This is a genomic window from Azospirillum sp. INR13 (assembly GCF_015390205.1).
Lineage (GTDB): Bacteria > Pseudomonadota > Alphaproteobacteria > Azospirillales > Azospirillaceae > Azospirillum.
The window spans coordinates 1-25,822 of sequence record NZ_VUOI01000026.1 but is presented as its reverse complement, the minus strand read 5'-3'; the positions used below and the strand labels follow the sequence as shown (position 1 = coordinate 25,822).

Sequence of the window (25,822 nt, the reverse complement as noted above, 5' to 3'; positions counted from 1 at the left end):
TCAGGTCTGGTTGGTCGTCGGGGTGGTGCCGTTGCCGGCCTCCAGCGCGAAACGTTCGGCCAGCCGTTCGGCGACGCGGGGCGAGACGAAGTGGCGGATGTCGCCGCCCAGACGCCCGATCTCCTTCACGAAGCGGGAGGAGATGAACTGGTGCTTCTCCGACGACATCAGGAAGATCGTCTCGACCTTCGGATTCAGCCGCGCGTTCATGCCCGCCATCTGGAACTCGTATTCGAAGTCCGAGACGGCGCGCAGGCCGCGGATGATGACTCTGGCGTTCATCTCGATGGCGAAATGCATCAGCAGATTGTCGAACGCCCGCACCTCGATGCTGGCCCCGCCGGCGTTCAGCGCGGCCACGTCCTCACGAACCATGGCGACCCGCTCGTCCGTGGAGTAGAGCGGCCCTTTGCCGGCATTCCGGGCGACGCCGATGATCAGGTGGTCGACCTGACGGGCGGCGCGCTGGATGATGTCCATGTGACCGTTGGTGATCGGATCGAAGGTGCCGGGATAGACACCGATTCGATGAGCCTTGCTGGTCTCGGTCTGGCTGGTCGCCATGGGTTCCCCTTTAGGCCCGTCCGTTATTCGTTCGGCGCGGCGGCGCTGCCGGCATCGCCGACGGAACCGTCCGAACCGTTGGCGTCACCGCCGGTCTCAACGCCCGTGTCGACACCAGTCTCCCCGGTGCCGTTCTCGCCCACACCATTCTCGCCGTCTTCCTCGGCGATGGTGGCGACGGAGACCACGCGCTCTTCCGCCCCCACGCGGAACAGCGTGACGCCCAGCGTCTTCCGGCCCGCCACCCGCACGTCGTGCAGGGGCATGCGGATCACCTGGCCGCCATTGGTCACCATCATCACCTGATGGTTCGATTCGACCGGGAAGGCGGCGACGATGGACCCGTTGCGCTCGCCCATCTCCATGTTCCAGATGCCCTGGCCCCCGCGACCGGCGGTGCGATACTCGTAGGACGAGCTGCGCTTGCCATAGCCGCGGTCGGAGACGGTCAGAATATACTGCTCCTTCTGTTTCAGTTCTTCGTACCGCTCCTGCGTCAGGGTGACGCTGTCCGCCGGGACCTCATCGGCTTCCGGCGCGGCCTCACCCTCCATCTCCAGCCCTTCGTCGCGCTTCATCTTGAAGAAGGCGGCGCGCTCCTCGGGCGTGGCGTCGACATGGGTCAGGATCGACAGCGACACCACCTCGTCCCCATCGGCCAGCTTGATGCCGCGAACGCCGGTGGAGGTGCGGCCGGCGAAGACGCGCACGTCGTCCACGGGGAAGCGGATGCACTTGCCGCCGCGCGTCGCCAGCAGGACGTCGTGTTCGGCCTCGGAGCAGGTGTGAACGCCGATCAGCCGCTCGCCTTCCTCCTCCAGCTTCATGGCGATCAGGCCGTTGGAGCGGATGTTGGCGAAGTCCGACATGCGGTTGCGGCGCACATTGCCCTTCGACGTGGCGAAGACGACGTGCAGATCGGCCCAGGCGGCCTCGTCCTCCGGCAACGGCAGGACGGTGGTGATGGTCTCCCCGTCGATCAGCGGCAGCAGGTTGACGAAGGCCTTGCCGCGCGCCTGCGGGTTGCCCAGCGGCAGGCGGTAGACCTTCAGCTTGTAAACCATGCCGCGGTTCGAGAAGAGCAGCAGCGGCGTGTGGGTGTTGGCGACGAACAGGTCGCTGACCGCGTCCTCCGCCTTCATCGACATGCCGGCGCGGCCCTTGCCGCCGCGCTTCTGCGCACGGTATGTGGACAGCGGCACCCGCTTCACATAGCCGGACTGGCTGACGGTGACGACCATGTCCTCGCGCTGGATCAGGTCCTCGATGTCGGCCTCGAACTCCAGATCCTGGATTTCGGTGCGGCGTGGATTGCCGAACCGCTCCTTCATCTCGACCAGCTCTTCGCGCAGGATCCCCATCAGCTTCGGCCGGTTGGCGAGCGTGGCGAGGAAATCGGCGATCTGGTCGGTGACGTCGGTCAGCTCGGCGCCGATCTTGTCGCGCTCCAGCCCGGTCAGGCGGTGCAGACGCAGGTCGAGGATAGCGCGGGCCTGGACCTCCGACAGGCGGTAGGTACCCTGTTGGCTGACACCGCGGCCGGGTTCGTCGATCAGCTCGATCAGCGGCCCGACGTCATGAACCGGCCATTCGCGGTTCATGATCTCCTCGCGCGCCCAGACCGGATCGGGGGCGCTGCGGATCAGCTGGATCATCGCGTCGAGGTTGGCGACGGCGACCGCCAGACCGACCAAGGTGTGCGCCCGCTCGCGAGCCTTGCCCAGCAGGAACTCGGTCCGGCGGGTGATGACCTGCTCGCGGAAGCGGATGAAGGCGGCGATGATCTGAAGCAGATTCATCAGTTCCGGACGGCCGCCGTTCAGCGCCAGCATGTTGACGCCGAAGGAGGTCTGGAGCTGGGTGTGGCGGAACAGCTGCGCCAGCACCACGTCCGGCACCGCGTCGCGCTTCAGCTCGATCACCACGCGCACGCCGTCGCGGTCCGATTCGTCGCGCAGGTCGGAGATGCCTTCGATGATCTTGTCGTTCACGACCTCGCCGATGCGCTCCATCAGCTTGGCCTTGTTGACCTGATACGGGATCTCGGTCGCGACGATGGCGGTGCGGTCCTTGCGCACCTCCTCGAAATGGGTCTTGGCGCGCAGGATGACCGAGCCGCGCCCCTGCAGAAGGGCCGCGCGGCTGCCCGACCGGCCGAGGATCAGGCCGCCCGTCGGGAAATCGGGGCCGGGCACATGCTCCATCAACTCGTCGAGCGTGACATCGGGGTTGTCGATGTAGGCGCAGCAGGCGTCGATCACCTCGCCCAGATTGTGGGGCGGGATGTTGGTCGCCATGCCGACGGCGATGCCGCCGGCGCCGTTCACCAGCAGGTTCGGGAATCGGGCGGGGACGACGGTCGGCTCGCGGCCCGAATCGTCGTAGCTCGCCTGGAAGTCGATGGTGTCCTTGTCGATGTCGTCCAGCAGCGCTTCCGCCGCCTTGGCCAGACGCGCCTCGGTGTAGCGCATCGCCGCGGCCGGATCGCCGTCCATCGAACCGAAATTGCCCTGGCCGTCGATCAACGGCAGGCGCATGGAGAAGTCCTGCGCCATGCGGACCATGGCGTCGTAGATCGCACTGTCGCCGTGCGGGTGGTATTTACCCATCACGTCGCCGACGATGCGCGCCGACTTCTTATAGGGCTTGGTCGAGTCGTACCCGCCCTCCTTCATCGCGTAGAGGATGCGCCGGTGCACCGGCTTCAGCCCGTCGCGGACGTCGGGCAGGGCACGGCTCACGATCACGCTCATCGCGTAGTCGAGATACGATTTCCGCATCTCGTCTTCGATGTTGATCGGCGCGATGTCGGAGGCGGGAGGAAGGGGCGTATTGCTCAAGCAGGACACTCATTCTTCGAATGCGCCGCCGCTTTAGGAATCCGCGGCAGTCACTGGCCTTGCGGGCCGAAGGTTTTGCCCAGGAAATATAGCAACTCTCGCAATTGCACACAACGATTCGGGGCCGAAAAGCCCCGTCAATGTCGGCTCAGCGCCGGCTCAAACGCGCGAATCGCAGCGACAGGATCGTCACCGATACCAGGCTGGCGATCAGGATTCCCTCGAAAAGCCCATGGGCGCCGTGGCCGAGACCGAAGACGAGGAACGCCGACACCGGAATCATCACCACCGCGTAGGACAAGAAATGCAGCGCGGTCGGGACCCAGGCGTCATGCCGGCCGCGCAGCGCGTTCGCCATCACCGTCTGCCCGCCGTCGGCGATCAGGATCCAGGCGGCGAAGGCGATCAGCGGCACCACCGCCTCCAGCAGTTCGGGGTCGTTGGTGTAGATGGCGCCCAGGGCCTCGGGCAGGCTGCGGTAGAGGATCCCGACGCAGGCCAGGATGGCGCTGGTGACGCCCAGCCCGGTCCAGCCCGCCAGCACCATGTCGCTGCGGTCGCCGCGGCCATAGGCCACGCCCACCCGCACCGCCGTCGCCGACGCCAGTCCGACCGCCGCCATGAAGGGCAGGGCGGTCAGGTTCAGGCCCACCGTGTAGGCGGCCAGCGCCAGCGGGGAGATCATGCCGGCGAACAGGCCGAGTGCGGCGAAGGCGCCGCTCTCCACCCCGATGCTGAGCCCGGCGGCATAGCCGAGATGGCGCTGACGGGCCGCGCCGCTCCACCAGTCGGACACCGGCAGCCGGACCTGCCAGCGGACATGGTCGCGCATCCACCAGGCATAGGCGACCAGCCCGAGCCCCATGCCCCAGCGCACGATGGAGGTCGCCCAGGCGGACCCGACGGCGCCCAGCGGCTCCAGCCCGACATGGCCCCAGACCAGCGCCCAGGCGAGGGCGGCATTGACGATGTTGCCGATCACCATGGCGACCATGCCCGGCAACGGCCGCTTGACGCCCTCCAGGAAGAATCCGGTGGTGATGTACAGCATCATGCCGGGCGCCCCGAGCCCCAGCACCGCCAGCACATGGGCGCCGCCCGCCGCCATGTCCGGCGTCTGCCCGCCCGCCTGGAACAGCGGGTCGCCCAGCAGCGAGACCAGCGCGAACAGCACGCCCAGCAGCAGCGCGTAGGGAACGGACCGGCGCCATGCCCGCCCGCACTCCGCATCGTTGCCGGCGCCGAAGGCGTGGGCGGTGATCATCACCGTACCCATCAGCAGGCCGACGCCGGTGCCGACCATGATGTTGCCCGGCAGATGGGCCAGCCCGTAATAGGCCAGCTCCTGCGCCGAATAGCGGCCGACGATGGCCGTATCGACCGCCATCATTACCATCAGCCCGGCGCGGGAGACGATGACCGGCGCCGCCAGCCGCAGCAGCTCGCCGATGTGGGCGGCGAGGCGCACGCGCAACGGCTCGGGCGAGGGCAGGGTGGCGGTGCTCATGACGGGGACCTGTGTCGGCATTGGAGGATGCGGCCTTGGCCGCGCCGCCGGACCGTACTGGCTGGCCGGAAAGCGGGCAGGCTGCGCAAAAGCCGGTCATCTTGCCCGGTGGGCGTACCGCGTCAAGGTTTTCGGGCGCCTCGAAAGGACCGTTGCATTCCCTGCATGGCCGGAGGGGCCTCCGCGGAACCAAGCCGCCGCCGCCCCGTTGTCAGAAACAGAGACGAACGACGCCCGGACAGCCACCCATCCCCCCTTCACACCGGAGAGACGCCATGCACCACGCCAAGAACCGCCGGCAGCGCGCAGCCGCCCGCGCGATCCCGTTCCCCGCGCGTGAACTGGTGATCCTGACGTTCCTGATGGCACTGGCGGCAATGCTGACCGGCTGCAACACGGTGGAAGGCGCCGGGCAGGATGTGCAGGCCGGCGGCCGGGCGATTGAACGGACGGTAGATTGAACGGACGGTAGATTGAAGCGTTATCCCAGGGCCGTCCCCGACCTAGGAGTTTCCGAATGAGCGATCAGCAGAAGCCGTCGACCCCCGGCGAGATTCCGCCGCCCTCCAACCCGAATCCGCCGCAGCCCGGCCAGCCGACCACGCCCGATCCCTATCCGGTGCCCGACAACCCCGACGTGTTGCCGGAAATCCCGCCGCCCGCCGACGAGCCGATGCCGGGCATGCCGAACCCGACAACGGCGTGAAGGGCGGCGTGAAGGGCGGCGTGAAGGACGTGAGGGGGCGCACTCGCCCCCTCAACCCACCTCCGCCATCACCGTCGCGGAGACCCATTGCTCGACCCGCTCGGCGACCGTCTGCCAGTCCTTTTCCAGCATCATCGCGTGCCCCATCCCCGGCATGAAGACCGGCTGTGTGCATAGCGCCATGGCGGTGGCGATCACCTCCGCGTGCGGGAACAGCAGATCCTCCTCCGCTCCCATCACCATCACCGGCGTGTCGCGCGGCGGCAGCACGGGGAAGGGGATCCAGCCGCCGATGTCCAGCAGGACGCGGCGAGACTCCTCCTGCAGATAGGCCTCGTACTTGGCGGCCTCGTCGCGCGGCATCTTGTCGGAGAACATCGCCCGGCGGATTGCGTCCGGATCGATGGCCTTCTCGCCGAAGGTGGTCAGCATCGCCATCTGCTGGAACACATAAGGCGACCGCCAGGCGAGACCCATGGTGGAGGACCACAGGCCATAGGGCGGGGCGGACGCCATCAGTACGCCGCCCGCAAAGCGGCGCTGGGCCAGCGCGCGTTGCACCACCATGCCGCCCATGGAATGGCCGATCAGCACAGGCGGTGCCGACAGCCCATCCGCGGCCTGCAGCACGTCATCCACATAATCGGCGATGCCGAACTCATGCAGCCGGTCGCGCCCCTCGCTGTTGCCATGGCCGCGCAGGGAGACGGCATGCGCCTCCCACCCGCGCGCGGCGAACCAGGGCAGGAACTTGGCGTCCCAGATCCAGGCGCCGCTGAAGGCACCGTGAACGAACAGGAGCGGCGGCGCTTTGGGCGTGTCGGCGGGACGGCGGCTGATGATTTCCAGGCTGGGCATCGGATCGCAGGTTGTGATTTCGCAGTGCGATAAGCATGGTGGGCGAGGGGGCGCCTGTCCAGCCGCGGCCCCTTCAACCCTGATCCGCAACCCTGATCCGCAACCCTGATCCGTCGGGGGACTTGCACAGTTTGACGCAGCCCACCCGGTTTGCGACAGTCCGGACCCGCAAAGCCAATCCGGAGACCGCCCGTGCCGAATCCGCCGGTCATCGATCCAGCCACTCTGACTGCCGACACCGGCGCTACCGACTACCCGCAGCCCTTCCGGGCGCAGGTGGCCGGGCGGCACCGGGTTGCGCTTGGGGATCCGCTGGGGCTCACCAATTTCGGCGTCAACCTGACCCGGCTGGCGCCCGGCGCGTCGTCGGCTCTGCGGCACTGGCACAGCCGGCAGGACGAGTTCGTCTATGTAGTCGAGGGCGAACTGACCCTGGTCACCGACGCGGGCGAGACCGTGTTGACCGCCGGCATGTGCGCCGGTTTCCCGCATGGCGTTGCCGATGGGCATCGCCTGATCAACCGCAGCAGCCGGCCGGCAAGCTACCTGGAAGTCGGCGACCGCAGCGGCGGCGATGAGATCGACTATTCCGACGAGGACATGGTCTGGCGCGACGGCGCCTATCACCACCGCGACGGGACCCCTTGGGAATGACGGCCGCCGGCGTGAGTTTAGACCTGACCCTCGTGCTTGGCGGCGCCCGCTCCGGCAAGAGCCGCTATGCCGAGGGGCTGGTGACGGCGCTGGGCGGACCGCGCGTCTACATCGCCACCTCGCAAGTGTGGGACGCGGAGATGGCGGAGCGGGTGGCCAAGCACCGCGACGACCGCGGCCCCGACTGGACGACGGTGGAGGAGCCGCGGGACCTGACCGGTGCGCTGAGCCGCCACGCCGCCGCCGGCACCGGCGTGCTGGTCGACTGCCTGACCCTGTGGCTGACCAACCTGATGATGGCGGAGGCCGATGTCGCCGCGGAGTCCGCGGCGCTGGTGGACATGCTGCCAGCTCTGCCGGGCCGGGTGGTCCTGGTTTCCAACGAGGTCGGGCTCGGCATCGTGCCTGACAACGCGCTGGCGCGCCGCTTCCGCGACCATGCCGGCCGCCTGCACCAATCAATCGCGGCCGTGGCGCCGCGCGTCGTGCTGACCGTCGCCGGTCTGCCGATGTTCGTGAAGGGAACCCCCGCATGACCGACAACACGGTCGATACCGATGACCTGAACCGCCGGCACGCCGAGAAGATGAAGCGGCGCAAGGCGCTGCAGGAGCGGGCGCTCGCCTCCAAGACGGTGGAGAAGGGACTGCTGATGGTCCACACCGGCAAGGGCAAAGGCAAGTCGACCGCCGCCTTCGGCCTGATGATGCGCGCCGTCGGCCACGGCATGCGCGTGGGCATGGTGCAGTTCGTCAAGGGCGCCTGGTCCACCGGCGAGACGGTGGCGCTTGAACGTTTCGAGGATCTGGTCGATTTCCACACGATGGGCGAGGGCTTCACCTGGGACACCCAGGACCGCGCCCGCGACATCGCCGCCGCCGAGGCCGCCTGGGCCAAGGCGAAGGAGCTGATGGCCGACCCGCGTTATCGCCTGATCGTGCTGGACGAGCTGAACATCGTGCTGCGCATGGACTATCTGCCGTTGGACGAAGTTCTGGTCACCCTGGCCGCCCGCCGGCCGGATCTGCATGTCTGCATCACCGGCCGCAACGCCAAGCCGGAACTGATCGCCGCCGCCGACCTCGTCACCGAGATGACGCTGGTCAAGCACCCGTTCGAGGCCGGGGTGAAGGCCCAGGCCGGCATAGAGTTCTAAAGCCATGCGATCGCGCGCGATCATGCTGCAGGGCACCGGCTCCGACGTCGGCAAGTCGCTACTGGTGGCGGGACTGTGCCGGGCGCTGGTGCGGCGCGGGCTGACCGTCCGGCCGTTCAAGCCGCAGAACATGTCCAACAACGCCGCGGTGACGGCCGACGGCGGCGAGATCGGCCGCGCGCAGGCGCTGCAGGCGCGGGCCTGCGGCGTGGCGCCCAGCGTCCACATGAACCCGGTTCTGCTGAAGCCGCAGTCGGACATCGGCGCCCAAGTGGTGGTGCGTGGCGTGGTGGTGGGCACCGCACGCGCCGCCGATTATCAGGCGCGCAAGCGCGAACTGCTGGGCACCGTCCTGGACAGCTTCGAGCGGCTCAAGGCTGAGGCCGACATCGTGGTGGTGGAGGGCGCCGGCAGCCCGGCCGAGGTCAATCTTCGGGCTGGCGACATCGCCAACATGGGCTTCGCCACTGCCGCCGACGTGCCGGTTCTGCTGGTCGGCGACATAGACCGCGGTGGGGTGATCGCCAGTCTGGTGGGCACCCACGCACTTCTACCGAAATCTGAGCAGGAGCGGATCAAGGGCTTTCTCATCAACAAGTTCCGTGGCGATGTTCGCCTGTTCGATGAAGGGCTGCGGATCATCGAGAGCTACACCGGCTGGCGCGGGTTCGGCGTGGTGCCCTGGCTGAAGGAGGCGGCGACCCTGCCGGCGGAGGATGCGGTGGCGCTCGACCGGCCGCGTGATGCCGGCGACGGGGCGTTGCGGATCGCGGTGCCGATGCTGTCGCGCATTGCCAACTTCGACGACTTCGATCCGCTGGCGCAGGAGCCCGGCGTCGCCCTTACCATGGTGCGTCCGGGCCGGCCGCTGCCGGGCGACGCGGATCTGGTGATCCTGCCCGGCACCAAAGCGACGATTGCCGACCTCGCCTTCTTGCGGGCGCAGGGCTGGGACATCGACCTGCTGGCCCACTGGCGGCGCGGCGGCCGTGTGCTGGGGATCTGCGGCGGCTATCAGATGCTGGGGCGGCGGATCGCCGATCCGGACGGCATCGAAGGCCCGCCGGGCGAGGCCGCGGGGCTTGGCCTGCTGGATGTCGAGACGGTGCTGAAAGGCCCGAAGGTGCTGGAGGAAGCCCGCGGGCGTGAGCGCCGCACCGGCGCGGCGGTGGCGGGCTACGAGATGCACATGGGCCGGACCGAAGGACCGGACCGGGCACGGCCGATGCTGGAGTTTGCGGGCGGCGTGACGGACGGCGCGGAGTCGGCCGACGGGCGCGTCGCCGGCTGCTACCTGCACGGGCTTTTCGGTGCCGACGGCTTTCGCGCGGCGTATCTGCAGGCGATGGGCGGCGGGCTGAGCTGGCCTACCAGGTGGCCGTGGAGCGGGCACTCGACGCGGTCGCGGATCGGCTGGAGAGCGTGGTGGATGTGGACGGACTTCTGGCGGTGGCGGAGGGGGCGTAAGGAAGGCGTTAGCCCCCCCATCCCACCCAAGCCCTCGGCCGGCCAAAGGCCAGTCCGATCGCAGGGGAGGGATTGGAGCTTTGTCGGCGTATGGCGGCAGTCTCCTCTCCCGCCCGGCCGGGGGAGGATTCAAGGTGGAGGTCTAACTCCGCATTTGACGTGTGCTACACATTCACCCCCCGCATCCCCTCCGCCGTATAGCGGTCGCCTGCCGCCACGCCCGGCGGCAGAGCATCACCCAGCGCCTTCACCTCCGCATCGGTCAACGTCACCGCGGCGGCGGCGACATTCTCCTCAAGATACTTGATCCGCTTGGTCCCCGGGATCGGCAGGATCTCCGGTCCCTGTGCCAGCAGCCACGCCAGTGCCACCTGCCCCGGCGTGCAGCCCTTCCTCACCGCCAGTGCCTTCACCTGCTCGACCAGCGCCAAGTTGCGGTCGAAACTCTCGCCGGCGAAGCGCGGTGCGATTCGGCGAAAGTCGTTCTCGGCGAACTGATCGGGGCTGCTGACGGCACCGGTCAGCATGCCGCGGCCCAGCGGGGCATAGGCGACCAGCGAGATCCCCAACTCCCGGCAGGCCGGCAGAACCGCATCCTCCATGTCGCGGGTCCACAACGAATATTCGCTCTGCACCGCGGCGATTGCGTGGACGGCATGAGCGCGGCGCAGGGTGGCGGCCGACACCTCCGACAGGCCGAGCGCGCGGACCTTGCCGGCCTTCACGAGATCGGCCATGGCGCCGACCGTCTCCTCCACCGGGATGTCCGGGTTCAGCCGGTGGGCGTAGTAGAGGTCGATGGTCTCAACCCCCAGCCGCTTCAGCGAGGCGTCGCAGGCCTGCGCCACATAGGCCGGGCTGGTGTCGATGCGGCGGGCGTATTCGCCGGGTTGGCGGACGATGCCGAACTTCGTGGCGATCACCACCCGGTCGCGCTTGCCGGCCAGAAAGCGGGCCAGAAGCGACTCGTTGTGGCCGCCGCCGTACATGTCGGCGGTGTCGTAATGGGTGACGCCCAGTTCGAACGCCCGTTCCAGTGTCTCCAGCGACTGGGCGTCGTCGGTCGGTCCGTAGAACTCCGACATGCCCATGCAGCCGAGGCCGATTTCGGAAACCGAGAGAATGCTGCCGATGTTGCGCTGTTTCATCGCTTTACCCCTCCCGTGCCGCGGCCGGGCGGATTACCCCTGGGAGCCTGCGGCCGTAAATACACTACACGGTGCAGTGTATTTGGTGGCCGGCGAATGTCAATGTCTCGGGAGGGGAATGCTGTGCGCGGTTCGGCGAAGCGGGATGCGGTGGTGGAGGCGGCGACCCGTGCCTTCCTGACCCACGGGTACGAGGCGTCGTCGATGGACGCCATCGCCGCCGACGCCAACGTGTCAAAGCGCACCGTCTACAATCATTTCCCAGGCAAGCGCGAGCTGTTCCAGGCCGTCGTCTCCGGCCTGTATGAGGGGTTCCACAGCGACGGCGACCAGAGCCTTCGCCATGACCAGCCGCCGGAGCAGGCGCTTCCCGCCTTCCTGCGGTCGCTGTTGGTCCATATGGGCCGGCCGGAGGTGCGCGGGCTGCTGCGCCTCGTCATCGCCGAGCATCAGCGCTTTCCCGAGCTGTCGCAGATTTATCTGGAAGGCGGGAAGGGGCAGGCCTATGCGCTGCTCGACGACTATATCGCCGCCCAGCATGCGCGCGGCCGGCTGAACGCCCCCGATCCGCATGTGGCGGCGACCCAGTTGATGGGCGGGCTGAAGGAGGTGCTGTTCTGGCCGACCATGCTGGGACTGCCGGTCACCGCCGATCCGGAGCGGGTGATCGCCGAGTCGGTGGCGGCGTTGGAGCGGGCCCACGGCACGGTGCCGGTCAGCGGTCGCGAAGGTCCGACGGGTTGACGCCGACGGCCGCGCGGATGCGCCGGGCGAAGTGGGACCGGTTGGCGTAGCCGCAGGCCTCCGCCGCCTCCTGCACGCTCAGCCCCTCGCGTTCGAGGAGATCGCGGGCATGGGCGACGCGTTCCTCGACCAGGATGCTGCGGACCGAGCAGCCCTCCTCGGACAGACGGCGGCGCAGCGTCCCGGTGCTGAGGTTGAGCGCGTCGGCGACGCTGTCCGCCGTCCAGGCGGTATCCGGCCGGATGCGCAGCAGCTGGCGGACCGCATCGGCGGTGCCGGTCGGTGCGACCGGACCCAGCCACCACACGCCATCCTCCAGCAGGGCCAGAAGCACCTCCATGCAGCGATGCTCGGCCAGCTTGGACGGCAGCGGCGGATCGGCGATAAGGCCGGTGGCGGCGTGGTGGATGGCGTCGGTCAAGGCCGGCGTGAGGGCGACATGCCAGTCGCCCGGCTGGGCTCGCGGAGAGAGCCCCTCGCTGCCGTGCGCGCGCAGCAGGCGCCGCACCATCTCCGCCGGGAATTCCAGCACCAGGGCGCGGTAGCGGCCGGCGGTGCCGGGATCGTTCACCACCGACCCGCACCAGCCCGGCGGCAGCAGCATGGCCGTTCCGGCGGGAAAGTTGCGGGTGGTGCCGGAGGCGTCGGTCAGTTCCTTGACTCCCTCCAGCACGGCGATCAAGGCGGTGCGCTCTATCCGCACCTCCGCCAGCCTCTCGCAGTCATGGGCGACGAAGGCCCACAGCTCCGGCCGGTGCGGACGGTCGCCCGCTCCGGGACGCTGGTCGCGGGCGGCGAAGCGGGACAGGCGGGCGAGGAGGTCTGGACCCATGGGCACCATCCTAAGGCGAAGGCCGGCGGGCGATCAACGGCCGTAGCGGGCGGTCAGCGTCGCCTTCGCCAGCGTGGCGGCGTTCAGGTTGAAGCCGACCATGGCGCCCGACGCATCGGCCGGCAGGGGCAGGCTGTCCACCTTCAGCGCGTGAACGGTGACGACATAACGATGGGGCGTGTCGCCCTGCGGCGGGCAGGGGCCGCCATAGCCCGTGGTGCCGAAGTCGGTGCGGCTCTGTACCGCGCCGGCAGGCAGCATCGGCTTCGCCGGATCTCCGGCGCCGGCGGGCAGGTCGCGGATGTCGGCCGGGAGGTTGTACAGAAGCCAGTGCCACCAGCCGCTGCCGGTCGGGGCGTCGGGATCATAGATGGTGATGGCGAGGCTGCGGGTGCCGGCCGGCGGTTCGGTCCAGCTCAGGGCTGGCGACCGGTTGCCGCCACTGCAGCCGAATCCGGCGAAGACGTTGCGCTCCGGGATCGGCGACTCGTCGGTGAAGTCCGGGCTGTGCAGCTCGAAGGCGGCAACGGGAGCGGCGGTCATCAGCAGGGCTGCCAGCATGGCCGGGCGGGCGATAATGGTCGGGTTCATCGGGGCGTCTCCGCTGGGTGGGATGCCCCCGACGATAAAGGGCCGCGGATCGCTCCGCGGCCCCGGACGGCTCAAAGATGGCCCCGAACTGCTCAGCCCTGCTTGAGCAGCTTCGCGGCGTCCACCGCGCCATAGGTCAGGATGGCGTCGCAGCCGGCGCGCTTGAAGCCCATCAGCGTCTCCAGCAGGGCCTTGTCGTAGTTCAGCCAGCCATTGGCCGATGCGGCGCGCAGCATCGCGTACTCGCCCGACACATGATAGGCGAAGGTCGGAACCGCGAACTGGTCCTTCACCCGGCGGATGATGTCGAGATAGGGCAGCCCCGGCTTCACCATCACCATGTCCGCCCCTTCCTGCAGGTCGCAGGCGACCTCGCGCAGGGCCTCGTCGGTGTTGGCGGGGTTCATCTGATAGGTGGTCTTGTCGCCCTTCAGGAACCCGCCGGAGTTCACCGCGTCGCGGAACGGGCCGTAGAAGGCCGAGGCGTATTTGGCGGCATAGGAGCAGACGCGGGTCAGATGGTAGCCGTCCTTGTCGAGCGCGTCGCGGATGGCGCCGATGCGGCCGTCCATCATGTCCGATGGGGCGACGATGTCGACGCCGGCCTCCGCCTGCGACAATGCCTGGCGGATCAGGACGTCGACGGTCTCGTCGTTCTGGATGTATCCGTCGCGCAGGAGGCCGTCATGGCCGTGGCTGGTGTAGGGGTCCAGCGCCACGTCGCCCAGGATGCCGACTTCCGGCGCCGCCGCCTTGACCGCGCGGATGGCGCGGTTCATCAGGTTTTCCGGGTTGTAAGCCTCCGCCGCGTCTTCCGACTTGCCATCCGAGCCGACGACCGGGAACAACGCGATGCAGGGAATGCCGAGCGAGCCGGCCGACGCCACCGCTTCGCAAAGCAGGTCGATGGTCAGGCGCTCCACGCCGGGCATCGAGGCGACGGCCTCCCGACGGTTCTCGCCCTCGATGACGAAGACCGGCCAGATCAGATCGTCGACGGTCAGCGTGTTCTCGGCGACCAGACGGCGGGTCCAGGCGTCGGCGCGGTTGCGGCGCAGACGGGTGCGCGGGAAGGCGGCGGGGAGGGAGATCGGCATCGGGAAGACCATGCACTTAGAACGAGTGCGGCGATCCTACGCCTTCCCGCATAGTGAACTCAAGCCATGGGGGCGCCCGCGGTCCTTTGGGATGGGCCGGCAGCCTTGCGCAGGCCTCATGCCCTGTCCCGTTCGTGTCCGCTTGAAAGGCGGTCGGCCGTTTCCCAGGCTGCGGCGACCGTGTCGCCGGTCACGGGACGGAATCCGGTGTCCTGTGCCTGCAGGGTCCAGCGGTGTCCCTGCTTGCGGTAGGTGGACACCAGCCCGCCGGCGAAGGCAGCACCCTCCCACGACCGCACTTCGAAGGTCACGGTCGGCTGGTCGACGGTGATCAGGTTGTAGGCGTTGGTCTCGTTCCGCAGCCGGGTGGAGGTCGCGGTGGAGGCCTGGGCCACCAGGATCGAGCGGGCGATCTGGGTGTGGAAGCTCATGATGTCGCCGGAATAGGCCTTGTGCAGATGGCCGGCCAGCAGCAGGTCGACGCCGCAGCTCTCCAGCGCCGGCAGGGCCAGCTTGTGCCGTCCGACCAGCTGGGTCTTCGGCAGGTCCGGCGGCGGCAGGAAGGGGTGGTGTGTGAACAGCACCTTGAACACGGTGTCCGGCATGCCGCAGAAGACCTCGCGCACGCGGGCGATCTGCCTCCTGTTCATCCGCCCCTCGGAAAAATCCATGATGACGGGGCGTGCGGTGTTGATGCCCAGCACGGCGATCTCGTTGTCGATATGCAGCGGGCTGAAATCGCTGGTGATGTAGCGCCGGTAATGGCCGAACGGGTCGGTGAAGCGCTTGAACACATTATAAACCGGGATGTCATGGTTCCCCGGTACGGCCACGTAGGGAAAGGGTAATTTCTGCAGGAAGGCGCGCGCTTCCTCGAAGTGGCGTGCTTTCGCCCGCTGCACGAAATCGCCGGAGATGACGATCAGGTCGGGTGCCTGGGCCGTCAGATCGGCCAGCAGGCCGTCGACCACACGGGCGTCGATTCGCCCGAAATGCAGGTCGGAAATGTGAGCGAGCCGTTTCACGCCAGCTTCATCCTTTCTCTCAGCCGGGGGCCAGAACCTTCAGGGCTCCTGGGCGAATCCGGTAGTGAAGCGGCGCGTGCAGCTTCCGGATCTCGCCGTCGTTGACCATCTTCAGGCGATGGCGGCGGCTGTGGACCGTCAGGCTGGTGACCGCATAGGTGTCGAGCGCCTCGTCCTGCTTCCAGGATCCGGCGACCAGCCGTCCCATCAACCGAAGCATCGCGAAGGCGTTCCGTTCGCGGGCGACGTAGACCCCGAGTTTTCCGGCATCCAGCGACTGGCGAGTCAGGACCAGACCGAAGCCGTCATCGTAGACATTGTTGGAGACGACCAGGATCGGCGTGCGCATGCGCTTCGGCCCTTCGCCCCAATCCAGGCGGACGTCGAGCAGCGGCAGCTTGTACAGCGTTTTTGCCAGGGCCAGCGCGGCCCCCGGCCATTTCAGCAACCGGTGCTGCTTGCGCTGGCGTTCGCGCTCCTGCACCACCTGGGGGTAGAAGCCGAGGATGGAGCTGTTGGTGTAGGGCTCGCCATTCACCTCGGCGACGTCGATGACGCGAACCCGGCCGGCGGCGAGCGCCTCAGCCGCGGCTTCCAGTTCGAGCGGAATGTGAAGATCGCGTGCCAAGAGGTTGAGAGTGCCCAATGGAATCACCCCCAGCGTCTTGCCGGTGGGCAGAGCCAGCTTCACCGCGCTGTGCAGCGTGCCGTCGCCGCCGCCGACCACGACGATCTCGGCGTCCGAGTCCAACACGCGCCGGATCGTCTCCGTGCATTGGGCGCCATCGACGCTGTGCAGGTCCACCTCGGCGCCACGCCGCTCGAAGGCGGCGCGGATCGCCTGCTTGGCCCCGTCCAAGGGGCGGTCGACCAGCGAGCCGGCCTGCTGGTTCAGGATGATACCGACCTTCATGGCTGACCGGCCGGATTGTGAAGCGGCATGGCGTCGAACCTTCTGTGGAACTGCCAACGGATCTGCGTCTCGGGGCTGTGCAAAACAGATGAGAGCGTGAGCGCAACGGTCCAAGGGGGGCGAAGTTCCTTATTCGGCTGAGCGGCGGCACCTGCGAACATCCGGCACCGTATGGCCGGTTTGACAGGGGCGCAGGCTCCCGTATCATCTGCGGCGGCCGCAAGCCTCGCCCGATGCATCGGGAGTGGACGGAGCAGGCGGCCCGTCACCGCCCGATTTCCAACGATAATCGAGAAAATACAAGACGATGAGCGACGCTGCTGAGATTCTGTTCGAACGCCGGGGCGCGATCGGCCTCGTCACGCTCAACCGGCCGAAGGCCCTGAACGCCCTGACGCTGGGCATGATCAGGCTGTTCGATCCGCAGCTGCGGGCCTGGAACGCCGACCCGGAGGTCAAGGCCGTCGTGATCCGCGGCGCGGGAGAGAAGGCCTTCTGCGCCGGCGGCGACGTCGTCAGCCTGTACGAGGCCGGCAAGGCCGCGAAGGAGGGACGCGGCGACACGGCGCCGGTCCGCGCCTTCTTCAGCGAGGAATATGTGCTGAACCGGCTGATCAAGCGGCTGTCCAAGCCCTATGTCGCGCTGATCGACGGCATTTCCATGGGCGGGCGGTGTCGGCCTGTCGGTGCATGGCAGCCACCGCATCGTCAGCGAACGCACCCTGTTCGCCATGCCGGAGACGGGCATCGGCCTCTATCCCGACGTCGGCGGTACCTATTTCCTGCCGCGGCTGCCGGGACAGGCCGGCATCTGGCTCGGCCTGACCGGCGACCGGCTGAAGGCAGCCGACATGCTGGCGATCGGTGCAGCCGACGCCTTCGTGCCGAGCGGGAAGATCGACGCGCTGATCGACGATCTGGCAGCCGGCGTCCCGGCGGACGAGGCGGTCGCGGCCCGTCGCGGCGAGGCCGGCGAGGCGTCGGTGACCGCGATTCGCGGCGCCGTCGACCGCTGCTACGCCTTCGACAGCGTCGAGGCGATCGTCAAGGCGCTGGAGGCCGAGGGGACGGAGTGGGCGGCCGGGCAGGTCGCCACCTTGCGCCGGGTGTCTCCGACCAGCCTGAAGGTGACGCTGGCGGCCCTGCGCCGCGGGGCCAAGCTGGATTTCGAAGCCTGCATGGTGCAGGAACTCCGCCTCAGCCTCGCCTGCCTTGCCGGGGACGACTTCTACGAAGGCATCCGCGCAGTCCTGGTCGACAAGGACAAGAATCCGAAATGGAAGCCGGCCGATCTGGTCGATGTCGGACCGTCCGACGTGGAGCGTCATTTCGCGAACCCGCGGGCGGCGATCTCGTGTTCCGCGACTGACGCAATGGCTGTGGGAGCGGCCCCGGCGCGGACTTCGGGGCCACTCCGTTCCGGCTATGCCGGAGCCTCCACCCGGTCGAAAACATTCGGATGAGGGCACCCGGCGAAAGGGGCCTGTACAGACGGGTTGTGCCAGACTTTTTCCGGAATTATTAGGATGATTGCCGACGAATGATCGGTTAATCTCGCTTTAAGGTCCCGGTATCGTCCTTGCGCGGGGAACGGCCGGTTAGAGCCAAAGGAGACCGCGGTGCGCAAACCCTATTACGAGAGCATTCTGTTGATCGAGCGGCTTCACCGCCACTTTCTCGAAGTGCTCAAGACCGAACTCGACCGGCTTGGGATTCAGGACATCAACAACGTCCAGAGCCTGATCCTCTACAATATCGGTGAAGACGAGATGACGGTCGGCGAACTGACCGCGCGCGGCTATTACCTGGGTTCCAACGTCTCCTACAACGTCAAGAAGATGGTCGAGAACGGCTATCTCGGACAGGAACGCTCTCCGCACGACCGCCGGTCCGTCCGCGTCCGCCTGTCGGAAAAGGGCCTGGACCTGCGCGAGAAGATCAGCGTCATGTTCGAACGTCATCTGGCCGCCCTGGAAAAGGCCGGTTTCAGCGACGAGGAACTGACCAAGGCGAACGAGACCCTGCGCAAGCTGGAACGCTTCTGGTCGGCGTCGCTCGACTACAGCGGCTTTCCGATGACGTCTGCGGCCTGAAAAAGGGCTGGTTTTTGCGACGGCCCCCGCGGCTCCGGCTCCCGCGGGCGGCATGCTGGCACGCTTCCCATCCCTTCGCACTCCCTTGTGTAGATTTGGACGTTTCCCGTTGAACACCGGCGGGACGGGGCAGGGAAGCAAAGCCGAACGAGCCGGCATCTTCGCAGTCTTTCCGCAGTGTTCCATTTTTGTCGCTGAACCCTTCAACGTCTTTTCGCGTTGACGGGATTCGGTTCCTGCACGCCCGGACGATGTCCAGACAGCAGACCGTTTCGGGGGCATTTACTGGAACAGGCGGCGCATGTCCTACATCGTCCTCTTGATTGGGCTCGGTTTCCTGATCCTGTTGGTGGCCTGGCTGCCGATGGTGCTGAAGGAATTGCCGCTGTCGCTGCCGATCATCTGCGTGGCGCTGGGATTCGCGGTCTTCAGCCTTCTGCGGCTGGACAATCCGGTGCCGCTGGCCTTCCCGGAGGCGACGGAGAGATTGACGGAAATGATCGTCATCATCTCGCTGATGGGGGCAGGGCTGAAGCTGGACCGCCGCATCGGCTGGCGGCGCTGGATCATCACATGGCGGCTGCTGGGCATCACCATGCCGCTGTCGATCCTGATGATCTCCTTGATCGGTTGGTATTGGCTGGATTTCCCGCTGGCGGCGTCGATCCTGCTGGGGGCGGCGCTGGCGCCCACCGATCCGGTTCTCGCCTCCGACATCCAGGTCGGCCCGCCCCAATCGGGGGAGGAGGACGAGATCCGCTTCAGCCTGACGTCGGAAGCCGGGCTGAACGACGGGCTGGCCTTTCCCTTCGTCCATCTCGCCATCGGCGTCGCCCTGCTCAACAACAACCCGCCCTGGGACATGCTGACGCACTGGGCAATGCTGGACGTCCTTTGGCGGCTGGCCGCCGGGGTCGGCGTCGGCTGGCTGATCGGGCGGTTCCTCGGCTATGTCACCTTCAGGGTGCCGAATCGGGCCAACCTGTCGCGGACCGGCGACGGCTTCGTATCGCTCGGCATCACGCTGATCGCCTATGGGGTGACCGAACTGGCCAGCGGCTATGGCTTCGTCGCCGTGTTCGTCGCCGCGGTGGCTCTGCGCGATGCCGAGCGGGACAGCGAGTATCACGAGCGACTGCATGACTTCGTCGAGCAGACCGAGCGGCTGATGATGATGCTGATGCTCGTCCTGTTCGGCGGCACGCTCGTCCACGGGCTGATCGACGCGCTGTCCTGGAGCGCGGTCGGTGCGGCCGTGGTGATCCTGTTCCTGGTGCGGCCGGTGGCGGGGGTGGCCGGGCTGGCCGGCGTGCCGATGCCGTTGGGGGAGAAGCTGGCCATCGGCTTCTTCGGCATCCGCGGCATGGGCAGCATCTATTACGTCGCCTACGCCCTGAACACCGCCGAGTTCGACGTCCCGAACGCATTGTGGGCGGTGACCGGGCTGATCGTGCTTCTCTCGATTCTCGTCCACGGCACGACGGTGACGCCGATCATGCGACGGATCGATCGGCGCCGGAAGGGCATGGAGCCGCCTCCGGTTTCGTCCATACACCCCCGAATGGAAAAAGCGGGTGTTTCGCCCGACCCTTGATGAAAATTGTTTGCGAAGCTGAAATTCCGCTTCGCTTACAACGTGATGCCCCTGCATAGTGGTTGGGAAGCGGCGGCGCGGATGGCCAGACGGTTCCGGAAAACCGGACGGATCGGCCGGCGCGACCGCGCGGGGAGGCCGCCTGACGAACCGGTCCGGCAAGTCACCCGAAACCACGCGCAACGCAACGCTGAGGGGGAGGAATTCACGCATGATCGCACGTCTTTTGGCCGGTGCCGCCCTGGCCGCCCTGACCATCGGTGTCCTGTCCACGGGACCGGCCAATGCCCAGCAGGGCAAGCTGTCCGGCGACATGGTCAAGATCGGTGTGCTGAACGACCGCTCCGGCCTCTATGCCGATCTCGGCGGCGAAGGATCGGCGGTCGCCGCACGCATGGCGGCGGAGGAGTTCGGCAACAAGATCCTGGGAAAATCGATCCAGATCATCACCGCCGACCACCAGAACAAGCCCGACATCGGATCCAACCTCGCCCGCCAGTGGATCGACCAGGACGGGGTAGACGTGATCGTCGACGTGCCGAACTCCGGCGTCGCGCTGGCGGTCCAGGAAGTGACGAGGGAAAAGAAGACGATCTTCCTGATGGAAGGCCCGGCCACGTCGCGCCTGACCGGCGACGCCTGCTCTCCCACCGGCTTCCATTGGCCTTACGATACCCGCGCGCTGGCCGTCGGCACCGGTCAGGCCATCGTGAAGGAGGGCGGCGACAGCTGGTTCTTCATCACCGCCGACTATGCCTTCGGCCACCAGCTGGAGGCGGACACCTCGGCCCAGGTGAAGAAGGCCGGCGGCAAGGTGGTGGGATCGGTGAAGGCGCCGCTGAACACCGCCGATTTCTCGTCCTTCCTGCTGCAGGCGCAGGCGTCGGGCGCCAAGATCGTGGGGCTCGCCAACGCCGGCGGCGATACCATCACCTCGATCAAGCAGGCGTCGGAATTCGGCCTGACGCAGAGCGGGCAGCAGAAGCTGGCCGGCCTGCTGATCTTCCTGTCCGACGTGCATGCGCTGGGGTTGCAGGTCGCCCAGGATCTGGTGCTGACCACCGGCTTCTACTGGGATCGCAACGACGAGACCCGCGCCTGGTCCAAGAAGTTCTTCGATCGCCACGGCAAGATGCCGACCATGGTGCAGGCCGGCAGCTATTCCGCCGTCCGCCATTACCTGAAGGCCATCGAGGCCGCCGGCACCGACGACGGGCCGACCGTCGCCGCCAAGATGAAGGAAATGCCGGTCAACGACATGTTCGCCCGGAACGGCACCATCCTGCCCAACGGCCGCATGGTCCACGACATGTATCTGGCGCGGGTGAAGAAGCCTTCGGAATCGAAGGGGCCGTGGGACTATTACGAAATCCTGCGCACCATCCCCGGCAAGGAGGCCTTCGCCACCTTCGAAGAGAGCGGTTGCAAGCTGCCCAAGTAAAAGGGCGAGACGAGTAAAGGCATGACGTGAGTCAGAGCATGACATGACGGGGCCGCACCCCCGACGCCGCATCGGTCGTAAGGCCGGCGCAGCGGCGGAGGGCGGCAGGGGGAGCGACGCTCATGATGGGGACGATTTTCGGCATTCCGCCCCAGGCGCTGTTCGGACAGCTTCTGCTGGGGCTGATCAACGGGTCTTTCTACGCGCTGCTCAGCCTCGGGCTGGCGGTCATCTTCGGCATGCTGAACGTCATCAACTTCGCCCACGGCGCGCTGTACATGATGGGCGCCTTCGTGTCCTGGCTGCTGCTGACCCAGCTCGGCATCGGCTATTGGTGGGCGCTGCTGCTGGCGCCGCTGATCGTCGGGCTGTTCGGGGTGGTGCTGGAAAAGACGCTGCTGTCGCGGCTGTACAAGCTGGACCATCTCTATGGCCTGCTGTTGACCTTCGGCCTCGCGCTGATCGTGGAGGGGGCATTCCGCCACCAGTACGGCGTATCGGGCCAGCCCTATCCCATTCCCGACGCGCTGAAGGGCGGCCAGAATCTGGGCTTCATGTTCCTGCCCAACTATCGCGGCTGGGTCGTGGTGGCGTCGCTGGTCGTCTGCCTCAGCACCTGGATCGCCATCGAGAAGACGAAGCTGGGTGCCTATCTGCGGGCGGCGACGGAGAACCCGGTGCTGGTCCAGGCCTTCGGCATCAATGTGCCGCGCATGGTGACGCTGACATACGCCTTCGGCGTCGCGTTGGCCGGGCTGGCCGGCGTATTGGCGGCACCTATCTATCAGGTATCGCCGCTGATGGGATCAAACCTGATCATCGTGGTGTTCGCGGTCGTGGTCATCGGTGGCATGGGGTCGATTCTGGGGGCGGTGTTGACCGGCTATGGTCTGGGCCTGTTGGAAGGGCTGACCAAGGTCTTCTATCCGGAGGCCTCGAACATCGTGGTCTTCGTCATCATGGCGGTGGTGCTGATGATCAAGCCCGCCGGCCTGTTCGGACGGGAAAGGTGAGCGCATGAGCCTTCATTCGCAAAGCGGCGGCCGGGCGTCCGCCAAGGCTCCCCGTACCGCCGCACGGGTGTCCGTCCCCGACAGGGGCCTGACGCCGGCAAGGATCGGCGCGCTGGTGGTTCTCGCCGGCCTGCTGGCGGCACCCTTACTGCTCTATCCCGTCTTTTTGATGAAGGTGCTGTGCTTCGCGCTGTTCGCCTGCGCCTTCAACCTGCTGATCGGCTTCGGCGGCCTGCTCAGCTTCGGCCACGCAGCCTTCTTCGGAAGTTCCGCCTATGTCACCGCCCATGCAGTGAAGGTCTGGGGGCTGCCGCCGGAACTCGGCATTTTGCTGGGCACCGCGGCCTCGGCCTTTTTGGGGCTGGTGTTCGGCGGCATCGCCATCCGGCGCCAGGGGATCTATTTTGCCATGATCACGCTGGCGTTGAGCCAGATGGTCTTCTTCCTGGCACTGCAGCTTCCCTTCACCCATGGCGAGGACGGCATCCAGGGCGTGCCGCGCGGCGTGCTGTTCGGGATGTTCGACCTGAACAACCCGATGGCGATGTATTACACGGTGCTTGCCGTGTTCCTGATCGGCTTCGCCATCATCTGGCGAGCGGTCCATTCGCCCTTCGGACAGGTGTTGAAGGCGATCCGCGAGAACGAGCCGCGCGCGGTGTCTCTCGGCTACCGCACCGACCGCTACAAGCTGGTCGCCTTCGTGCTGTCGGCGACGCTGACGGGCCTCGCCGGCGGGACCAAGGCCATCGTCTTCCAACTCGCCAGCCTGACCGACCGTGACGTGGCAGATGTCGGGCGAGGTGGTGCTGATGACGCTGCTGGGCGGCATGGGAACACTGTCCGGCCCCGTGATCGGTGCGGCGCTGGTCGTGACGCTGGAAAACTATCTCGCCGCCACCAGTCTGCCGGTGCCGGTGGTGATCGGCTGCATCTTCGTCGTCTGCGTTCTGGTCTTCCGTCGAGGCATAGCCGGCGAAATCCAGGCGAGGCTGGGGAAGAAGCACTGAATCGGAAAAGATATTGGACGAGAGTGCCAGGTGAAGTAAGGACTGTTTCGAAAGAAAGACACTACGGTTTCAAGATACCGCATACCTCGAAATAATGGGTGCGGAATTATTATTTTGCGCCATGGAACGTTCTGCTTGTCGGGTGTTATACGACTCAACGCGTGCGGCGGTGCAGCAAAATGACCGACGCGGGCTTTGGGAAGAGGCGTCCACCCGGACGAACGTATTCGAGGAGCATCCGCATGGCCACGGACAAAGACATCACGACCACCACGCGTGACACCGCCAACCGTGCGAAGGGCACGGTGGACGAGATGACCCGCGCTGGGGAAACCACCACCCGCCGCGCCGCCGACGCCGCCCGCTCGATGGGCGACGAGGCGGCCGAGACCGGCCGTCAGGCCGCCGATGCCGGCGCGGAAGCCGGCCAGAAGGCGATGGGCGCCGGTGCCGACATGACCCGCCGCACTGCCGACACCGCCCGTACCGTCATGGGGACGGCCAGCGACGTCGCCGGACGCACGTCGGAGCAGTTGCAGCGCGCTCTCGGCCTGTCCAAGGAAGCCCAGGGCGAGGTCGCCAGCCAAACGCGCGAGACCATGGATGTCATGGTGCAGTGCGGCGGCGTGCTGGCCGATGGCTGGCAGAACGCTTGGCGCGAATGGATGGGGCTGGCCCAGGAAGTCGCCAGCCGCAATGCCGAGGGCATGAACGCGCTGATGCGCAGCCGCACGGTCCCGGATTTCTACGCGACGCAGAGCCGGATGCTGAAGGACAACATGCAGCTGGTGCTGAGCCGCAGCGTCAAGATTTCCGAGCTGTCGGCGAACACCGCCAGCACCGCCATCGGCAAGCTGAACGCCCGCCTCGAAGGGGCGGCCCAGCAGACGGAACGCCGCTTCTAGGCATCCACCAATCCAAAAAGGAACGGTCTCCATCCTGACCTGAACCCCGGCCCGCAAGGACCGGGGGCTTTTTCTGCGCCGGATGCCTCCATTACGACGCCTCCGGCCTTGCTCGGTCAGGAAGCCTCCGGCGTCAGCCAACTCACCGACGCGCCGCCGCCGGTGGAGGGCAAGGCGTCGTGCAGGGCCGGCAGCATGGCGCGCAACGTCTCGTCCAGCCTCCAGGGAGGGTTGACGATCAGCAGGCCGGAGCCGTTCAGGCGCAGGTGGGTGTCCTCGGGATGCCATGTCAGCTCGGCGATCAGCACCTTGGGAATGCCGGTCTTTTCCACCGCGTCCTGGAACCGCCAGACCGCCGCCCGCTCCTTGATCGGATACCACAGCGCGAAGATGCCGGTGGACCAGCGGCGGTGGGCCAACGCCAGCCCTTCGGCCATGCGGGCGAACTCGTCCGGCTGTTCGAAGGGCGGATCGATCAGGACGAGTCCGCGCTTTTCCTTGGGCGGCAGATGGGCCTTCAGCGCGGTGTAGGCGTCCGATTGGTGGACGGAGACGGCGCGGTCGCCGGCGAACTCCGCCTTCAGGCTGTGGGCATCGTCGGGATGGAGTTCCACCAGGACCATGCGGTCCTGCGGACGCAAGGCGGCGCGGGCGATGCGAGGAGAACCGGGATACCAGCGCAGAGAGCCGTCCGGGTTCAAAGCCTGCACGGCGTTCAGATAGGGCGCCAGCCCCGGGTGGGATGCCGGCCGTCCCCACAGGCGGCCGATGCCGTCGTCGCTTTCCGCGGTCTTGCGGGCCGGTTCGGATGTCAGGTCGTAGCGCCCGATCCCGGCATGGGTGTCGAGCACGCAGAAGGGCGCCGGCTTGGCGCGCAGATGATCCAGGATCAGCGCCAGGACGGCGTGCTTCATCACGTCGGCCGGGTTGCCGGCGTGGAAGATGTGGCGATAGTTCATGCGCCGGGGTTTACCCGATCACGCCGCTTCGCGCCAGCGGTCATGGCGGCGCCATTGTCGATGCGGGTGTGGATGCGGGATCTGAACGAGCGATTCGGGCCGGAGATCAGTTGATCGCGGCGACCTGCTGGGCATTGCGGAAGCTGCGGCGGGTGCCGGGGGCAACGCTGACCGGATCGGTATCTTCACAACGGGAGGAGGCGAGCAGCTTCGCGCTCTGCGTATCCAGTTCGGACAGGCTCTGCCAGATCTTGCAGACATAGGCCTGGGCACGGCGTCCCGAACTGCCGTTGTAGCGGGCCAGCGCGGTCTTCCAGTTGCCTTCCTCGCCATGGAAGCGGACCAGAAGCTGGCCGGCGTAGAACACGTTGTCACGCGGCTCCACGATCTTTTCCAGCGGCTGGAACTCGCCGCGGTGCGAGGCGACGGACAGCTGCATGCAGCCGACATAGGTGTTGGAGCGAAGCTGCCCGCGATGGTCGCGCAGGTGCCGGGCGGCATCGTTGACGTTGCGGGCGTAGTAGGGACGGCCCTGCACGCTCATCGCGAAGGGATGCGGCGCACCGTCCTGACCGCTTTCGACCAGGGCGATCGCCACCAGCATGCCCGAGGGAATGCCGAGCTTCTGTTCGGCATCCACCGCGTGGGTGACGCAGCTTTCCTTGGCAAGCGACGGGGTCGCGGTCTGGGCCTGGGCGGGGTTGC

The 25,822-nt window shown here is 67.1% G+C and carries 24 protein-coding genes and 3 pseudogenes; 15 read left to right on the top strand and 12 right to left on the bottom strand.

The genetic code is table 11. From position 1 onward, the window contains the following. From coaD to F1643_RS16990, 3 genes are all read right to left on the bottom strand, one after another. Complete coding sequence (gene coaD / locus F1643_RS17000) at positions 1-564, bottom strand: pantetheine-phosphate adenylyltransferase (RefSeq protein ID WP_194914421.1); 564 nt, start codon at positions 562-564, stop codon at positions 1-3. A 23-nt stretch (positions 565-587) separates the two neighbouring features. Next, positions 588-3,404: a DNA gyrase subunit A gene (gene gyrA, locus F1643_RS16995; RefSeq protein ID WP_194914419.1), complete on the bottom strand. Its 2,817-nt coding sequence runs from the start codon at positions 3,402-3,404 to the stop codon at positions 588-590. A 148-nt stretch (positions 3,405-3,552) separates the two neighbouring features. Further along, the gene (locus F1643_RS16990) at positions 3,553-4,911 is read right to left on the bottom strand and encodes an MATE family efflux transporter (RefSeq protein WP_194914417.1); all 1,359 of its coding nucleotides are present in this window, start codon (positions 4,909-4,911) and stop codon (positions 3,553-3,555) included. Positions 4,912-5,186: 275 nt separating this feature from the next. Between F1643_RS16990 and F1643_RS23645 the strand changes: the two genes are divergently transcribed. Together F1643_RS23645 and F1643_RS16980 are read left to right on the top strand one after the other, a co-directional pair. After that, positions 5,187-5,372 (top strand): entericidin A/B family lipoprotein, encoded by a 186-nt coding sequence (locus tag F1643_RS23645; RefSeq protein ID WP_194914415.1) that lies wholly within the window; start codon positions 5,187-5,189, stop codon positions 5,370-5,372. 56 nt (positions 5,373-5,428) lie between these two features. Next, a complete protein-coding gene (locus F1643_RS16980; RefSeq protein ID WP_194914413.1) occupies positions 5,429-5,617 on the top strand; it encodes a hypothetical protein in 189 nt (62 codons plus the stop codon). A gap of 51 nt (positions 5,618-5,668) precedes the next feature. Here the strand turns inward: F1643_RS16980 and F1643_RS16975 are convergent, their stop codons facing one another. Further along, positions 5,669-6,475 (bottom strand): alpha/beta hydrolase, encoded by an 807-nt coding sequence (locus tag F1643_RS16975; RefSeq protein WP_194914411.1) that lies wholly within the window; start codon positions 6,473-6,475, stop codon positions 5,669-5,671. A 192-nt stretch (positions 6,476-6,667) separates the two neighbouring features. Between F1643_RS16975 and F1643_RS16970 the strand changes: the two genes are divergently transcribed. The 4 genes and pseudogenes from F1643_RS16970 to F1643_RS16955 all read left to right on the top strand — a co-directional run bounded on the left by F1643_RS16970 (position 6,668) and on the right by F1643_RS16955 (position 9,752). Beyond that, positions 6,668-7,129: a cupin domain-containing protein gene (locus F1643_RS16970; RefSeq protein ID WP_194914409.1), complete on the top strand. Its 462-nt coding sequence runs from the start codon at positions 6,668-6,670 to the stop codon at positions 7,127-7,129. After that, entirely contained in the window at positions 7,126-7,665 is a 540-nt protein-coding gene (gene cobU, locus F1643_RS16965) for a bifunctional adenosylcobinamide kinase/adenosylcobinamide-phosphate guanylyltransferase (protein ID WP_194914408.1), read from the top strand. The genes F1643_RS16970 and cobU overlap by 4 nt, the downstream gene beginning before the upstream one ends. Next, the gene (gene cobO / locus F1643_RS16960; protein WP_194914407.1) at positions 7,662-8,285 is read left to right on the top strand and encodes a cob(I)yrinic acid a,c-diamide adenosyltransferase; all 624 of its coding nucleotides are present in this window, start codon (positions 7,662-7,664) and stop codon (positions 8,283-8,285) included. The genes cobU and cobO overlap by 4 nt, the downstream gene beginning before the upstream one ends. 4 nt (positions 8,286-8,289) lie before the next feature. Next, positions 8,290-9,752 (top strand): annotated as a pseudogene (locus tag F1643_RS16955) (cobyric acid synthase). A gap of 164 nt (positions 9,753-9,916) precedes the next feature. Here the strand turns inward: F1643_RS16955 and F1643_RS16950 are convergent. After that, positions 9,917-10,900, bottom strand: coding sequence for an aldo/keto reductase (locus F1643_RS16950; RefSeq protein WP_194914405.1), 984 nt, complete (start codon positions 10,898-10,900; stop codon positions 9,917-9,919). Between the two features lie 123 nt (positions 10,901-11,023). Between F1643_RS16950 and F1643_RS16945 the strand changes: the two genes are divergently transcribed. Further along, complete coding sequence (locus tag F1643_RS16945) at positions 11,024-11,644, top strand: TetR/AcrR family transcriptional regulator (RefSeq protein WP_370540662.1); 621 nt, start codon at positions 11,024-11,026, stop codon at positions 11,642-11,644. On the opposite strand, the gene F1643_RS16940 is transcribed toward F1643_RS16945, so the two are convergent. The 5 genes from F1643_RS16940 to F1643_RS16920 form a co-directional block, all read right to left on the bottom strand. Beyond that, a complete protein-coding gene (locus F1643_RS16940) occupies positions 11,616-12,476 on the bottom strand; it encodes a helix-turn-helix domain-containing protein (protein WP_194914401.1) in 861 nt (286 codons plus the stop codon). The genes F1643_RS16945 and F1643_RS16940 overlap by 29 nt on opposite strands. A gap of 33 nt (positions 12,477-12,509) precedes the next feature. Further along, positions 12,510-13,019, bottom strand: coding sequence for a YbhB/YbcL family Raf kinase inhibitor-like protein (locus F1643_RS16935; RefSeq protein ID WP_370540663.1), 510 nt, complete (start codon positions 13,017-13,019; stop codon positions 12,510-12,512). A 140-nt stretch (positions 13,020-13,159) separates the two neighbouring features. Continuing rightward, on the bottom strand, positions 13,160-14,164 hold the full coding sequence (gene hemB / locus F1643_RS16930) for a porphobilinogen synthase (RefSeq protein WP_255542925.1): 1,005 nt from the start codon (positions 14,162-14,164) through the stop codon (positions 13,160-13,162). A gap of 116 nt (positions 14,165-14,280) precedes the next feature. Continuing rightward, positions 14,281-15,189 carry a metallophosphoesterase gene (locus tag F1643_RS16925; protein WP_194914395.1) on the bottom strand — a complete coding sequence of 303 codons (909 nt, stop codon included), beginning with the start codon at positions 15,187-15,189 and terminating at the stop codon, positions 14,281-14,283. 19 nt (positions 15,190-15,208) lie between these two features. Next, positions 15,209-16,102 carry a diacylglycerol kinase family protein gene (locus F1643_RS16920; RefSeq protein ID WP_194914393.1) on the bottom strand — a complete coding sequence of 298 codons (894 nt, stop codon included), beginning with the start codon at positions 16,100-16,102 and terminating at the stop codon, positions 15,209-15,211. Between the two features lie 307 nt (positions 16,103-16,409). Here F1643_RS16920 and F1643_RS23640 point away from each other — a divergent pair. The 8 genes and pseudogenes from F1643_RS23640 to F1643_RS16885 all read left to right on the top strand — a co-directional run. Then, positions 16,410-16,718 (top strand): annotated as a pseudogene (locus F1643_RS23640) (enoyl-CoA hydratase/isomerase family protein); the annotation flags it as partial. Positions 16,719-16,788: 70 nt separating this feature from the next. After that, a complete protein-coding gene (locus F1643_RS23635) occupies positions 16,789-17,565 on the top strand; it encodes an enoyl-CoA hydratase/isomerase family protein (RefSeq protein ID WP_370540661.1) in 777 nt (258 codons plus the stop codon). 156 nt (positions 17,566-17,721) lie between these two features. Next, the gene (locus F1643_RS16910; protein ID WP_012974024.1) at positions 17,722-18,195 is read left to right on the top strand and encodes a MarR family winged helix-turn-helix transcriptional regulator; all 474 of its coding nucleotides are present in this window, start codon (positions 17,722-17,724) and stop codon (positions 18,193-18,195) included. A 301-nt stretch (positions 18,196-18,496) separates the two neighbouring features. Next, entirely contained in the window at positions 18,497-19,789 is a 1,293-nt protein-coding gene (locus F1643_RS16905) for a sodium:proton antiporter (RefSeq protein WP_194914391.1), read from the top strand. A 211-nt stretch (positions 19,790-20,000) separates the two neighbouring features. Further along, on the top strand, positions 20,001-21,230 hold the full coding sequence (locus F1643_RS16900) for an ABC transporter substrate-binding protein (RefSeq protein ID WP_194914390.1): 1,230 nt from the start codon (positions 20,001-20,003) through the stop codon (positions 21,228-21,230). A gap of 125 nt (positions 21,231-21,355) precedes the next feature. Next, positions 21,356-22,243 carry a branched-chain amino acid ABC transporter permease gene (locus F1643_RS16895; protein WP_194914446.1) on the top strand — a complete coding sequence of 296 codons (888 nt, stop codon included), beginning with the start codon at positions 21,356-21,358 and terminating at the stop codon, positions 22,241-22,243. A 4-nt stretch (positions 22,244-22,247) separates the two neighbouring features. Next, positions 22,248-23,253 (top strand): annotated as a pseudogene (locus F1643_RS16890) (branched-chain amino acid ABC transporter permease). Between the two features lie 242 nt (positions 23,254-23,495). Further along, positions 23,496-24,158, top strand: a complete 663-nt coding sequence (locus tag F1643_RS16885) for a phasin family protein (protein ID WP_194914389.1) — start codon at positions 23,496-23,498, stop codon at positions 24,156-24,158. 116 nt (positions 24,159-24,274) lie between these two features. Here F1643_RS16885 and F1643_RS16880 read toward each other — a convergent pair whose 3' ends face one another. After that, on the bottom strand, positions 24,275-25,117 hold the full coding sequence (locus F1643_RS16880) for a 23S rRNA (adenine(2030)-N(6))-methyltransferase RlmJ (protein ID WP_194914387.1): 843 nt from the start codon (positions 25,115-25,117) through the stop codon (positions 24,275-24,277). 106 nt (positions 25,118-25,223) lie between these two features. Then, a partial coding sequence (locus F1643_RS16875) for a lytic transglycosylase domain-containing protein (protein WP_194914386.1) occupies positions 25,224-25,822 on the bottom strand: 599 nt, incomplete at its 5' end.

Bases quoted from the DNA above. Each gene is read 5' to 3' on its own strand.
- coaD (WP_194914421.1), bottom strand. From the start codon at position 564: ATGGCGACCAGCCAGACCGAGACCAGCAAGGCTCATCGAATCGGTGTC.
- F1643_RS16990 (WP_194914417.1), bottom strand. From the start codon at position 4,911: ATGAGCACCGCCACCCTGCCCTCGCCCGAGCCGTTGCGCGTGCGCCTC.
- F1643_RS23645 (WP_194914415.1), top strand. From the start codon at position 5,187: ATGCACCACGCCAAGAACCGCCGGCAGCGCGCAGCCGCCCGCGCGATC.
- F1643_RS16980 (WP_194914413.1), top strand. From the start codon at position 5,429: ATGAGCGATCAGCAGAAGCCGTCGACCCCCGGCGAGATTCCGCCGCCC.
- F1643_RS16975 (WP_194914411.1), bottom strand. From the start codon at position 6,475: ATGCCCAGCCTGGAAATCATCAGCCGCCGTCCCGCCGACACGCCCAAA.
- cobU (WP_194914408.1), top strand. From the start codon at position 7,126: ATGACGGCCGCCGGCGTGAGTTTAGACCTGACCCTCGTGCTTGGCGGC.
- cobO (WP_194914407.1), top strand. From the start codon at position 7,662: ATGACCGACAACACGGTCGATACCGATGACCTGAACCGCCGGCACGCC.
- F1643_RS16950 (WP_194914405.1), bottom strand. From the start codon at position 10,900: ATGAAACAGCGCAACATCGGCAGCATTCTCTCGGTTTCCGAAATCGGC.
- F1643_RS16940 (WP_194914401.1), bottom strand. From the start codon at position 12,476: ATGGGTCCAGACCTCCTCGCCCGCCTGTCCCGCTTCGCCGCCCGCGAC.
- F1643_RS16935 (WP_370540663.1), bottom strand. From the start codon at position 13,019: ATGACCGCCGCTCCCGTTGCCGCCTTCGAGCTGCACAGCCCGGACTTC.
- hemB (WP_255542925.1), bottom strand. From the start codon at position 14,164: ATGCCGATCTCCCTCCCCGCCGCCTTCCCGCGCACCCGTCTGCGCCGC.
- F1643_RS16920 (WP_194914393.1), bottom strand. From the start codon at position 16,102: ATGAAGGTCGGTATCATCCTGAACCAGCAGGCCGGCTCGCTGGTCGAC.
- F1643_RS16905 (WP_194914391.1), top strand. From the start codon at position 18,497: ATGTCCTACATCGTCCTCTTGATTGGGCTCGGTTTCCTGATCCTGTTG.
- F1643_RS16900 (WP_194914390.1), top strand. From the start codon at position 20,001: ATGATCGCACGTCTTTTGGCCGGTGCCGCCCTGGCCGCCCTGACCATC.
- F1643_RS16895 (WP_194914446.1), top strand. From the start codon at position 21,356: ATGGGGACGATTTTCGGCATTCCGCCCCAGGCGCTGTTCGGACAGCTT.
- F1643_RS16885 (WP_194914389.1), top strand. From the start codon at position 23,496: ATGGCCACGGACAAAGACATCACGACCACCACGCGTGACACCGCCAAC.
- F1643_RS16880 (WP_194914387.1), bottom strand. From the start codon at position 25,117: ATGAACTATCGCCACATCTTCCACGCCGGCAACCCGGCCGACGTGATG.